At 43.6% G+C, this 13,230-nt stretch carries 11 protein-coding genes; 10 read left to right on the top strand and 1 reads right to left on the bottom strand.

Annotation, left to right across the window (positions count from 1 at the left end; all coding sequences use genetic code 11):
- Positions 1–47 precede the first annotated feature (47 nt).
- Positions 48–389, bottom strand: coding sequence for a helix-turn-helix domain-containing protein (locus DWW85_RS05500; protein ID WP_117807874.1), 342 nt, complete (start codon positions 387–389; stop codon positions 48–50).
- 207 nt (positions 390–596) lie between these two features.
- On the opposite strand from DWW85_RS05500, the gene recJ reads away from it, so the two are divergent.
- From recJ to DWW85_RS05450, 10 genes are all read left to right on the top strand, one after another.
- Positions 597–2,471: a single-stranded-DNA-specific exonuclease RecJ gene (gene recJ, locus DWW85_RS05495; protein ID WP_117807873.1), complete on the top strand. Its 1,875-nt coding sequence runs from the start codon at positions 597–599 to the stop codon at positions 2,469–2,471.
- 91 nt (positions 2,472–2,562) lie between these two features.
- Complete coding sequence (locus DWW85_RS05490; RefSeq protein ID WP_117807871.1) at positions 2,563–3,087, top strand: adenine phosphoribosyltransferase; 525 nt, start codon at positions 2,563–2,565, stop codon at positions 3,085–3,087.
- A 191-nt stretch (positions 3,088–3,278) separates the two neighbouring features.
- Positions 3,279–5,543, top strand: coding sequence for a bifunctional (p)ppGpp synthetase/guanosine-3',5'-bis(diphosphate) 3'-pyrophosphohydrolase (locus DWW85_RS05485; RefSeq protein WP_334296762.1), 2,265 nt, complete (start codon positions 3,279–3,281; stop codon positions 5,541–5,543).
- Positions 5,544–5,552: 9 nt separating this feature from the next.
- On the top strand, positions 5,553–6,185 hold the full coding sequence (locus tag DWW85_RS05480; RefSeq protein WP_117807870.1) for an MBL fold metallo-hydrolase: 633 nt from the start codon (positions 5,553–5,555) through the stop codon (positions 6,183–6,185).
- Between the two features lie 24 nt (positions 6,186–6,209).
- Positions 6,210–7,763 (top strand): coproporphyrinogen dehydrogenase HemZ, encoded by a 1,554-nt coding sequence (hemZ, locus tag DWW85_RS05475; protein WP_117807868.1) that lies wholly within the window; start codon positions 6,210–6,212, stop codon positions 7,761–7,763.
- The gene (locus tag DWW85_RS05470; RefSeq protein ID WP_117807866.1) at positions 7,760–8,380 is read left to right on the top strand and encodes an HD domain-containing phosphohydrolase; all 621 of its coding nucleotides are present in this window, start codon (positions 7,760–7,762) and stop codon (positions 8,378–8,380) included. The genes hemZ and DWW85_RS05470 overlap by 4 nt, the downstream gene beginning before the upstream one ends.
- Positions 8,381–8,421: 41 nt before the next feature.
- Positions 8,422–9,672, top strand: coding sequence for a histidine--tRNA ligase (gene hisS, locus DWW85_RS05465; RefSeq protein WP_117807864.1), 1,251 nt, complete (start codon positions 8,422–8,424; stop codon positions 9,670–9,672).
- 23 nt (positions 9,673–9,695) lie between these two features.
- Positions 9,696–11,501 carry an aspartate--tRNA ligase gene (aspS, locus tag DWW85_RS05460; RefSeq protein WP_117807862.1) on the top strand — a complete coding sequence of 602 codons (1,806 nt, stop codon included), beginning with the start codon at positions 9,696–9,698 and terminating at the stop codon, positions 11,499–11,501.
- 188 nt (positions 11,502–11,689) lie between these two features.
- Positions 11,690–12,502 carry a hypothetical protein gene (locus tag DWW85_RS05455; protein ID WP_117807860.1) on the top strand — a complete coding sequence of 271 codons (813 nt, stop codon included), beginning with the start codon at positions 11,690–11,692 and terminating at the stop codon, positions 12,500–12,502.
- Positions 12,503–12,612: 110 nt separating this feature from the next.
- Complete coding sequence (locus DWW85_RS05450; RefSeq protein ID WP_117807858.1) at positions 12,613–13,152, top strand: DUF4342 domain-containing protein; 540 nt, start codon at positions 12,613–12,615, stop codon at positions 13,150–13,152.
- The last annotated feature ends 78 nt before the right edge of the window (positions 13,153–13,230 follow it).

The raw sequence follows: 13,230 nt of genomic DNA, 5'->3' as shown, positions 1-13,230 counted from the left end.
TTTTGTTATGATATGGAAATATGCCATTATATCAATAGGAATAGCTGTTAATCAGAATTGGAAATGGAATTGAACATTTCTATGTATTCTATAAATAATTGCTTCCTTTTTTCGTCGTCAGAAGTCATGACCTCGACTACGGTATGTGGAATGCAGGATAAAATTGTATCCGATTTTTTGATCCCGCGGATCAGATAATCAAGATCTACGCCGAAATGATCACAGAAATCAATCATTTTTTCAAGGGACAGACTGGATTTTCCCCGTTCTATGGCGCTGCAATGTTTGACAGAGATATCGAGCATCTCTGCAAGCTGGTACTGCGTAAGGTTATTTGAGCGCCGGATCTGTACGATCCTCTGACCGATCTGTGCGTATAAGTTCTCCATAAAAATACCTCCAAACTACATTATATTTTGAATAAAAAAACAAATAAACAACCTGTGAGGTGTATAAGAACACAACCTGAAAGGTAAATTACGGTATTACAGCAATGCGGCGGAATGTAAGAAGTTGACGGTCGATTTTTTACTGGTGTATAATTCCTTTGCGATCAGGAATAGCGGAAGAATAGATATGGATGGGAGTAAGAGTAAATGGCAACAGAGATAAAACCTCCGATAAAATATGATATGGTGTGGACAATGTATGGAAAGCGGGCTGATTTCTTTGGGATCGCAGAGCGTTTTCATATTGATCCGGTAACTGCAAGGGTGATTCGGAACCGGGATGTGATAACAGATGAAGAGATTGATACCTATCTGAATGGGGGGCTTGACCGGCTGCATGATCCTGCGATGATGAAGAATATGGAGAAGGGCTGCGGCCTTATGCTGGAGGAGATCCGGAGTCGGAACCGGATACGGATCATTTCGGATTATGATGTGGATGGTGTAAGTTCAAACTACATATTGTATAAAGGCTTACAGCGTGTGTGGGAGCATGAAAATGGTTCGCCTGCAGGAGACGGGATCGATTATGATATTCCGCACCGGATCTATGATGGATATGGAATCAATATCCGTATGGTAGATGCGGCGGCAGCCGATCAGGTCAGTATGATCATTACCTGTGATAACGGGATTGCGGCATTTGATGCGGTGAGAAAAGCAAAAGAATATGGGATGCGGGTAATCGTGACGGATCACCATGATATTCCATATGATACAGATGAAAATGATATTCGGGTATACAAAGTACCGGAAGCGGATGCGGTGATCGATCACAAGCAGCCGGGCTGTGAATATCCGTGCAAGGAATTGTGCGGAGCGGGTGTGGCATACAAATTTATCCAGTTGTTATATCGGATGTGCGGGATACCGGAAGCGGAGTGTGAGGCATTTATAGAGATCCTTGGAATTGCAACCGTCTGTGATGTTATGAATCTGGTAGATGAGAACCGTATCATTGTAAGAGAGGCACTTCACCGGTTATCTGACAGTAGTAATTATGGTTTGAAGGCACTGATCACAAACAGCGGCAGGGATGGTAAGAAGCTGTCAGCATTTGATCTGGGATTTATCATTGGACCGTGTATCAATGCAGCGGGCAGACTTGGAGATGCGAAGACCAGCCTGGAATTCCTGCTTGAAACAGACAGCTTTAAGGCAAATGAGCGTGCGATTGAGCTGTTAAATATCAATAATACCCGAAAAGATATGACAGAGCAGGGAACAAAAACGGCAATCGGGCTGATTGAAACTTCGGATCATCTGCTTATGGGGGCAGTTCCGGAGACAGGAGTTGCGGCATTGTCGGACCGGGTACTTGTTATGTATATCCCGAAACTGCATGAAAGTCTGGTCGGGATTATCGCAGGCAGGATCAAGGAACGGTATTATCGTCCGGTGCTGTTATTTACGGACAGCGAAGAAGAAGGAATCATCAAGGGCTCCGGTCGTTCGATCGAAGGCTATAATATGTATGATGAGATCAATAAATGCAGTGATTATTTCACGAAGTTCGGAGGACATGAGATGGCAGCGGGCTTTTCCATGGAGAAACGGAATCTGGCCAGGCTTCGGGAAAAAATGAACGCGAATTGTACGCTTGACGAAAAACTTCTGACACCGAAGCTCCGGATTGATGTGCCGATGCCGCTCGATTATGTAACTATTCCACTGACCGAAGAACTGGAGGTTCTGGAGCCATTTGGAAAAGGCAACGAGAAGCCGGTATTTGCACAGAGTGGTGTGCGTGTAAAAAGCGCAAGGATTATGGGAAAAAGACAGAATGTTCTGCGGGTTTCGTTCCTGATGGAGAACGGCGGTACGATCGAGGGCATAAGTTTTGACCCGGAAGTGTTTATTTCTAACATAAAACAGTGGTTTGGAACAAATGAATGTGATAAAATACTAAAAGGAATGCCCAGTCATGTGGTGTTGGATGTTGCCTATTATCCGGATATCAATGAATTTGCTGGAAGAAGAACTTTGCAGATCCGGTTGCTGGAATATCGGAAACATGAGTAATAAAGGCTTTGCTGATAGTTTGATATCATGTGGGCAGAAAAGGAAAATGTAAATAATTGTAGAATATACATATATATGCAGGAGGAAGATTATGAAAAAGATAGAAGAATACGTTACAAGTATACCGGATTTTCCGGAACCGGGAATTATTTTCAGAGATATTACAAGCGTGATCGGAGATCCGGATGGATTGAAGCTGGCGATTGATTCATTAGATGACCTGCTTGAAGGCGTAGATTATGACGTAGTAGCCGGAGCAGAGTCCAGAGGCTTTATCTTTGGAACACCACTTGCATATAAGAATGGAAAAGGATTTGCATTGGTAAGAAAGAAAGGCAAGTTACCAAGGGAGACGATTGAAGCATCTTATGATCTGGAATATGGCAGTGCAACGATCGAGATGCATAAGGATGCGATCAAACCGGGACAGAAGGTTGTCCTTGTAGATGATCTGATTGCAACCGGAGGAACCATGGAAGCCGCTGCAAGGCTGGTTGAAGAACTTGGCGGTAAAGTGGTAAAGATCATATTCTTGATCGAACTTGCAGGTTTAAAGGGCAGAGAGAGGCTTGCCAAATATGATGTAGCGTCTGTTATCTGCTATGATGGCAAATAAAAATGATCATATGATTTATGCGGAAAAAGAGCCGGTATCTGTATGTGGATGGAATCGGACGGCTACCGTGATGATCGAAGAATAAGACAGAAAAATTCGAATTGGGAAAAGTGGTGAAGATCATGGAAAACGTAAAAGATAAAGCAGGAAGCATGGATGAATTAAAAGAGCTTGCGGCAAAGGCGGGTGCAATGGAGAATAAACCAATGCGGGAAAAACGGGATATCGATCTGTCTACACCTGCGGATTTTACTCCGCCGGAGGATCTGTATAAGGAGCTGATCAAAAAGATCCTGACCTATCATCCATCAACAGATATTTCGATGATTGAGAAGGCATATAAGGTGGCATCCAAGGCACATGAAGGACAGCTTCGTAAGTCGGGAGAGCCATATATCATGCATCCACTCTGTGTTGCTATTATTCTTGCAGAACTGGAGCTGGATAAGGAGACGATCGTTGCCGGAATCCTTCATGATGTAGTAGAAGATACGGTCATGACTTCAGAGGAGATTGCAGCAGAGTTCTCGGAAGAAGTGGCATTTCTGGTGGAAGGTGTTACCAAACTGACCCAGTTGAAGATGACAACGGATAAGATTGAGGTACAGGCAGAAAACCTGAGAAAAATGTTCTTATCGATGGCAAAGGATATTCGCGTTATCCTGATCAAGCTGGCAGACAGACTGCATAACTTAAGAACCTTACAGTATCAGTCTCCTGCGAAACAGGTGGAAAAAGCGCGTGAAACAATGGATATCTATGCACCAATCGCACATCGTCTTGGTATCAGCAAGATCAAGGTAGAACTGGATGACCTGTCCATGAAGTATCTGATGCCGGAGGTATATAAGGATCTGACAGCACAGATCGATGCGAGAATGCATGAAAGGGAAGCCTATATCAAACGTATCGTTGCGGATGTAAAGAAGCATATTGACAATGCGCATCTGGATGCAGAGATCGACGGTCGTGTAAAGCATCTGTTCAGTATTTATAAGAAGATGAAGAACCAGAACAAGACACTGGATCAGATTTATGATATTTTTGCAGTCCGGATTAAAGTGGAGACCGTCCGGGACTGTTATTCGGCACTGGGAATCATCCATGAGATGTACAAGCCGATTCCGGGACGTTTTAAAGATTATATCGCAATGCCAAAGTCCAATATGTATCAGTCCCTTCATACAACACTGATCGGACCGGAGGGACAGCCATTTGAAATACAGATCCGTACATTTGAGATGCACCGGACGGCTGAATATGGTATTGCTGCACACTGGAAATATAAAGAGAACATAACCGGTACGGTTATGCAGAAGGAAGAGGAGAAGTTATCATGGCTTCGTCAGATTCTGGAGTGGCAGAGAGATACTTCAGATAATAAGGAGTTCATGAACTTCGTTAAGACAGACCTGGATCTGTTTGCAGAACAGGTATATTGCTTTACACCGGCAGGTGATGTCAAGAATCTGCCAAGTGGATCGACACCGATCGATTTTGCTTATGCCATTCATACGGCAGTCGGTAATAAGATGGTGGGTGCGCGGATTAACGGAAGACAGGTTCCGATCGATACCAAGTTAAATAATGGTGACCGGGTAGAGATCATAACATCCCAGAATTCGGCAGGACCATCAAGAGACTGGCTGAATATCGTAAAGAGTGCACAGGCAAAGACGAAGATCAATCAGTGGTTCAAGCATCAGTTTAAGGATGAGAACATCAGCCGCGGTAAGGAACTGATCCTTGCATACTGTAAATCAAAGGGACTGGATTACTCCCTGTATTCCAAGCCGGAATATCAGGAACGTGTCTATAAAAAATATAATTTCAATGACTGGGAAGCTACAATGGCGGCTGTTGGTCATGGGGGAATCAAGGAAGGTCAGGTTGTCAACAAGCTGATCGAGGAATACAACAAGGATCATACGGAACAGCCGGATGACAAGGAAATTCTGGAGGCATATGCACTGAAGCGGGCACCGCATTCCTCCCACGGACAGGGTGGAATCATCGTAAAGGGTGCAGATGATGTAGCGGTTCGTTTCTCCAAATGCTGTTCACCGGTACCGGGTGATGAGATCATCGGATTTATCACCAGAGGACGAGGCATCTCGATCCATCGTACAGACTGTGTTAATGTGCTCTGTATGAGCGAGGAAGACAGAAACAGGATCATTGATGCGGAATGGCAGCAGGATGCAGTTGCAGAGAATACTTACCTTACAGAAATCAATATCTATGCGGATGACAGAAGCGGAATCCTCTTTGATATAACGAAAATCTTAAGTGAGGCAAATATCAGTGTAAACAGTATTAACAGCCGTACAAGCAAGCAGGGTAAGGCAACAATCACGATCAGCTTCTCGATCAAATCGGTCGACCAGTTGAATACGATCATTGCAAAGATACGAAATGTGGAGAGCATTATTGATATAGAGAGAACAGTGGGATAGGAGATCCGGATGGCAGAATTAGAAGTGAAATTATATCAGTTGGGTGATTTGGGAACCAATTGTTATATCGTAAGTAATAAAGAAACAAAGGAAGCAATCGTAGTTGATCCGGCAGATAATGCAGATTTTATTTATAGGAGTCTGACAGATGCAGGACTTGCCTGTGTAGGAATCTTCCTGACACATGGACATTATGATCATATCGGAGCATTGGATGATCTGAGAAAACTGACAGGAGTAAAGGCATATGCTTCCGAGGACGAGAAGCAGGTGCTTGAGAGCAGGACAGGAAATCTGTCTGCGGTGTTTGGTCATCCGCTTGAAACATCAGCGGATATTTATCTGCAGGATGGACAGGAGGTTGCAGTTCTAGGAACTGTGGTACGGTGTATCAGTGTGCCGGGACATACGATAGGTGGCATGTGTTATTATTTCGCAGAAGAACATCTGCTGTTTACCGGAGATACATTATTTGCATCGTCAGTTGGCAGATCGGATTTTCCAACCGGAAATGAACAGGCTCTGTTAGAGGCGATCGAGACGAAGCTTCTTGTATTACCGGAGGAAACAGCTGTGTATCCGGGACATAACGGAACTTCAAGGATTGGCAGAGAAAGAAAATGCAATCCATTTTTTTCATAAATAACGATAAGGAACTTGGTTGACATGATTTGTCTGATTCAGAATGTAGAAGATTATAATAATGACCTGAGAGTGATCCTCATGGCGTTTTACATGGGTGTGAAGATCATCACACCGGAGAATATAGAAAAGAAGCCTGAACTTGGGGCAGATGTTGCTGCAACCCTTGTGGCAGAATTTGCAGAAGGTCAGACAAAGATCTGGATGAAGGATGGCGGTCTGGATGTGAAATCAGAAGGAGCTTCTGAGGATAAACAGCAGGACTGGTCTGCGAGAGAAGTCTGTGGAAAACCGGATATCGTGATCGATCAGGATTATCATGACAGAAAGATATTCCGTAATGTTCTGAAGCGTGCCATGTACCGGATGTTGTCAGAGAGAACCGGAAGAGTTCTGCCATGGGGTAGTCTGACCGGCGTACGTCCGGTGAAGATTGCAATGGAAGCGGTAGAACGTGGATGTACAGATGAGGAGATACAAAAGCTGTATCAGGAAACTTATGTGGCAAGCCGGGAAAAGGCAGAAGCCTGTGTGAAGATCGCCAGACGTGAGAAAGCAATTATCGAGACGATCGATGAGCGAAATGAATACTGCCTGTATATCGGCATACCGTTTTGTCCGACGAGATGTCTGTACTGCTCCTTTACCTCTTATCCGATCGGTGTTTATAAGGATAAGGTCGATGCTTATCTGGATACAATGGAAAAGGAAATGGAGTATATTGCGGAAAGTTATACCGAGAAGAAACTGGCATCCATTTATATTGGTGGCGGTACGCCGTCTTCGATCAGTGCAGAGCAGATGGATCGTCTGTGCAGCATGATCGAGAAGCATTTTGATTTGTCGCAGGTTCGGGAATATACGATCGAAGCAGGTCGTCCGGACAGTACGACAGCAGATAAGCTGCAGGTGATGAAAGCGCATGGCGTTGATCGTATCAGTATCAATCCGCAGACGATGAATGGAGAGACACTGAAGCTGATCGGAAGAGCACATACACCGGAGCAGGCAGAAGAAGCATTTATGAGAGCCAGAGAAGCTGGCTTTGACAATATCAATATGGACTTGATCGTAGGTCTTCCGGGTGAAGATGCAGAGATGGTGAAGCGGACACTGGAAAAGGTGAAGAAGCTTGCACCGGAGAGCCTTACGGTTCACACACTTGCGATCAAACGGGCAGCGCATCTGAAACAGGAGATGGACAAATACAGCTTTGCAGGTGATGTGGATGAGCAGTTGTCACTGGTTGGACAGGCCGCAGAAGAACTGGGACTTGCACCATATTATCTGTACAGACAGAAGAATATGGCGGGAAATCTGGAAAATGTCGGATATGCAAGACATGGACTGGAATGTCTCTATAATATTCTGATTATGGAAGAACGGACAGACATTATAGGAATCGGTGCGGGAAGCTCCAGCAAGCTGATCCGCCGGGAGGGAGATCTGGATCCGGTTACAGGAGAGACGATCACAGGAAACCGGATCGACCGTGTGGAAAATTGTAAGAGTGTAGACGATTATATCGCAAGAATTGATGAAATGATTGACAGAAAAAAGCAGGCGTTTGCAAAATGACAGATAAAGTTATAAACTTAGACACAGATAAAGAAACAGAATACTATGAACAGGATCTGGATGATGCCATCCGTCATGGAATGTGTGTCAGCCGGTTGTCTTCGGAGCTTGCCAGAGAACTGGGGCTCCCGGAAGAAGAGATTCATAAGATCGCAGTTGCCGGTATGATCCATGATATCGGAAAGCTCCGCATCACACCGTATATATATGGCCGTGGCAATTCCATGAAGATTGAGGAAATGCGGTATGTGAGACTTCATGCGAAGCTTGGGGCAGATATCGCAAGGCAAGAAGGCTACGGGGATGATATTGCAGATATTATTCTGTATCATCACGAGAACTATGATGGTTCCGGTTATCCGTACTGTCTTCAGGGAGAGGAGATCCCGATCGGAGCAAGGATTATTCGTGTGTGTGATGTATTTGTCGCGCTGATCAGTGACCGTGCATACCGGAAAGCATTTGAACCCAAGATCGCATTATTGATGGTGATCGATGAGGTGCGGCATTTTGACATGAAAGTATTTCTCGCATTTCAGAGAATTATAAATACAACTGATATTTTAGATGAGATTCAGTTAATTTTAAAAGGGAGCTATGAATCACGGATCAGTTGATGTATAGTATAAAAATATGAACAATAGATGGAGGATGGAATATGATAACCCAGGCACCAAGAGGAACCAGTGACTGGTTCGGTGACAAGATGAGAACACGTACACAGGTAGAAGCAATGGCGAGAAATCTGTGTGAGAAATTCAATATAAAGGAAGTAATCACACCTGTATTTGAGCATACGGTGCTGTTCCAGCGTGGTGTTGGAGAGACAACCGATGTAGTACAGAAGGAAATGTACACCTTTGTTGATAAAGGTGGAAGAAGTATCACATTGAAGCCGGAAGGTACAGCAGGTGCGATCCGTGCTTATGTTGAGAATAAATTATATGCAGAACCACAGCCAATTAAGATGTTCTATATCACGCCGGCGTTCCGTTATGAGAAGCCGGAAAGCGGAAGACTTCGTCAGCATCACCAGTTTGGCGTTGAGTTTGTCGGATCTCCAAATCCAATGGCAGAAGTAGAGGTTATGACACTGGTATCAACTCTCATCAAACAGATTGGTCTGTCAGATGCAAAACTGCATATCAACAGTATCGGATGTCCAAAATGTAAGAAAGTGTACAATGATGCACTGATTTCTTATCTGAAAGGTCATGAAGAAGGACTCTGCAATACCTGTAAAGAGCGTATGGTTAAGAATCCGCTTCGTGTAATCGACTGTAAAGAGCCGGGTTGTAAGGCGATCGTAAAGGATGCTCCAAGAACAATTGATTATCTGTGTGAAGAATGCGATGCTCATTTCAAGGAGCTTCAGAGACTTCTGACAGAGCTTGAGATTCCATTTGAGGTTGACACCGGAATCGTTCGTGGCCTGGATTACTATACAAAGACAGTATTTGAATTCGTAAATAAAGAGGGCTTCACCTTATGCGGTGGGGGAAGATATGACAATCTGGTATATGAGATTGATGGAAAAGAGGCACAGCCATCTGTTGGATTCGGTATGGGAATTGAAAGAATCTTGTATTTCCTTGAGAAAGAAAATATCAATCTCGCGCCGGAAAAACCGATTGATTTATATGTCGGCATCATGGGTGATTCCGCAAAGGCAAAAGCGTACAAGCTGGTATATGATCTTCGTCTGGCCGGTTATATCGTAGAGACAGATTACATGAATCGAAGCGTAAAGGCGCAGATGAAATATGCAAATAAATTAAATGCGAGATACACGATCATTATTGGTGATAATGAATTAGAGACCAATACCGGTCGTATCAAGAATATGGAAACGGGCGAGCAGACCGAGATTGCGCTGGATCAGCTTGCAAGTGTATTAGAAGAAAGATAAGAACCATAGGAGGATATAGAAAAATGGCAGAATCAATGCAGGGATTGAAGCGTTCCCACAGATGTGCAGAGGTTTCAAACGCTCTTGAAGGACAGAAAGTAACCGTAATGGGCTGGGTTCAGAAGAGCAGAAATAAAGGTGGAATCATATTTGTCGATCTCAGAGACAGAAGCGGTATTCTTCAGATCATATTTGAGGAATCCAAATGCGGAAGCGAGTGCTTTGAGAAAGCAACAAAGCTTAAGAGTGAGTTTGTAGCAGCGATCGAAGGTACCGTCTGCAAGCGTGCCGGTGCAGTAAATGAGAATCTGACAACCGGAGATATTGAAGTTGTGGCAACTTCCCTTCGTATCTTATCAGAGGCCGAGACACCTCCATTCCCGATCGAAGAGAACAGCAAGACAAAAGAAGAATTACGTTTGAAATACAGATATCTGGATCTGAGAAGACCGGATCTTCAGAGAAATCTGGTTATGAAGAGCAAGGTTATGACTATTGCCAGACAGTTCATGGCAAATGAAGGTTTCCTTGAGATTGAGACACCTATGTTATGTAAGTCAACACCGGAGGGCGCAAGAGATTATCTCGTACCAAGCCGTATCCATCCGGGTACATTCTATGCATTACCACAGTCTCCACAGATCTACAAGCAGCTTCTGATGTGCTCCGGTTATGACCGTTATTTCCAGATCGCAAGATGTTTCCGTGATGAGGATCTTCGTGCAGACAGACAGCCGGAGTTCACACAGATGGATATGGAGTTATCCTTCGTAGATGTGGATGACGTTATTGATGTAAATGAAAGACTTCTTGCAAAATTATTCAAGGAGATTCTGGATGTAGATGTAAAACTTCCAATCCGCCGTATGACATGGATCGAAGCAATGAACCGTTTCGGTTCTGATAAGCCGGATCTTCGTTTTGGTATGGAATTAAAGGATATCAGCGAAGTTGTTAAGGGCTGTGGATTCGGCGTATTTACAGGTGCACTTGAAAATGGCGGATCTGTCCGTGGTATCAATGCAAAGGGACAGGGAACAATGCCTCGTAAGAAGATTGATGCTCTGGTTGAATTTGCAAAGACATACGGAGCAAAAGGTCTTGCATATATTGCCATTAATGAAGATGGCACTTACAAGTCATCTTTTGCAAAGTTTATGACTGAAGATGAGATGAACAATATCGTAGCAGCACTTTCCGGTGAACCGGGAGACTTGCTGTTATTTGCAGCAGATAAGAACAAGGTTGTATGGGATACACTTGGAGCACTCCGCTGCCACCTTGCAGACCAGATGGGACTGCTTGACAAGAATGTATTTGAATTCGTATGGATCACAGAATTTCCACTTCTTGAGTGGTCAGATGAACAGAACCGTTTCACAGCTATGCACCACCCATTTACTATGCCGATGGAAGAGGATCTGGCGATCATTGATACAGATCCGGGTAAGGTTCGTGCAAAGGCCTATGATATCGTATTAAATGGTAACGAGATTGGTGGTGGATCTGTCAGAATCCATCAGGATGATATTCAGGAGAAGATGTTTGAATGTCTTGGATTTACAAGGGAACAGGCGTATGAAAGATTTGGTTTCCTGTTAGACGCATTCAAATATGGAGTACCACCTCACGCAGGACTGGCTTATGGTCTGGATCGTCTGGTCATGCTTATGGCAAAACAGGATTCTATCCGTGATGTGATCGCATTTCCTAAGGTAAAGGATGCATCCTGCCTGATGACAAATGCTCCGGACTATGTGGATGAGGCTCAGCTCAAAGAGCTTGGTATTGACATTACAGTTTTAGACGAACAGAAGACGGAAGAATAAAAAATAATGAAACTGCACACTGTATATCCTTATTGTGTGTAAGCAACGAACCAGAACCTGTGTTTGTACCGGGTTATGGTGACTGCCTGGGATATACGGGGTGCGGTTTTGTTTTATAATAGGGCGCATCGGTTAAGGATAAAGCGGATGGGTTCTGGTTTTGAAAGAAATGTGGAGGATAAATGATTATGAAAAGAGGACATTGTATTCTGGCGGCAGGTTTGTGTATTCTGGCAGGGCTTGTATCCGGATGCGGAGATAAAAAGCAGCAGACCTCCGAAGAGATAACAACGGCAGAGGATGGAACGGTTGCAGTAGAAGTGCTGGATAATGATCAGATTGCACTGGTATATAATGGATATGATCCGGAAGTTCATGGAATGATGTTTACGATTACAAATAAATCGGATGATCAGATGGTAAATGTGTATTTCAGTGATGTAGTGGTTGATGGAGAGACGCTTCAGCCAATGTTTGGCCTGGATGTGGAAGCACAGACAAGTGAGGATCAGATTTGTCTGGTGGATTGTGATGCAGCGCCGGCTGCTTTGACTGGTATTGTATGTGTGGATGACATGGAAGGTTATACGATCGGTACATATGAGATCGATGACGTTGCCCTTTCAAATGAAAAAGATGATACAAAGGAATATACCGTAAAAGAGGGAGCTGTAACGATTCTTGATAATGACAAGGTTACAGTATCTTATATTGGAATTGAGAATGACAGTGATGGCGATGACGCAGAACAAGTACTGGCATTTGAGGTTTACAATAAAACGGATAAAAAGATACAGGCAACATTTGACACAGTTCTTGTAAATGGAAAAGAAGAGGAAATTTCTTATGTGGCAGATGCAATGGGGCATACATATGCAACCTTATTCTGTGACGTGTCCGACGTGAAAGCAATGACAACGCTGACTGGTGAATTTGCTGTTTATGATGAAGATGATGAGTTGATCGGAAGCTATTCGATCGAGAAAGCTGCATTGAAATAGAAGGTTAATTTATTAATCTGATTTTAATCTTTCTCCTATTTTAGATTAATTCGTGGCTGGTATAGTAAAACCATCAGCTGAGGAGAGAATAGAGAAAGAAGGAAAAAGATATGGATAATTTAGAAAAAGTAGAAAAGATAAGAGAAAAAACAGGTGTCAGCTATGAAGAAGCCAAGGCAGCTTTGGAAGCAACGAATTATGATGTGCTGGATGCGATCATTTATCTGGAAAAGAACGGTAAGGTGAAAGCACCGGAGGTAACCAGTTACACGACGGAACAGGCACAGCAAACATCAACAGAATTCGAACAGGCACAGCAGGAATATACCAGAGACTGCAATAAAAAGACCTTTGGTCAGATGATGGATCAGTTTTTTTCCTGGTGTGGAAGACTTTTAAAGAAAAGCGTGGATTCCAAGTTCATCATAGAAAGACGCGGCAGCACTATGGTGAATGTACCTGTTCTGGTATTGATACTTGCGATCATCTTCGCATTCTGGATCACGATTCCATTATTAGTGGTCGGTTTATTCTGTGAATGCAGATACCATTTCGCAGGAATCGACAATATCAATGTAGATTTGAACAGTGCCTGTGACAAGGTTGCGGATACGGTAGAAACTATTAAGACAGACATTAACAAGAACTAATGTGAGAGATTAATTTACAATACACAGATTTATTTTAAGGGACATGAAACGAAAATACATTGTCCATGTTCTGATATA

The organism is Clostridium sp. AF17-21AC (assembly GCF_003461365.1).
GTDB classification, from domain to species: Bacteria; Bacillota; Clostridia; order Lachnospirales; family Lachnospiraceae; genus Coprococcus; species Coprococcus ammoniilyticus.
The sequence above is the reverse complement of the archived record's forward strand: the minus strand, read 5'-3'. Positions and strand labels throughout refer to the sequence as shown.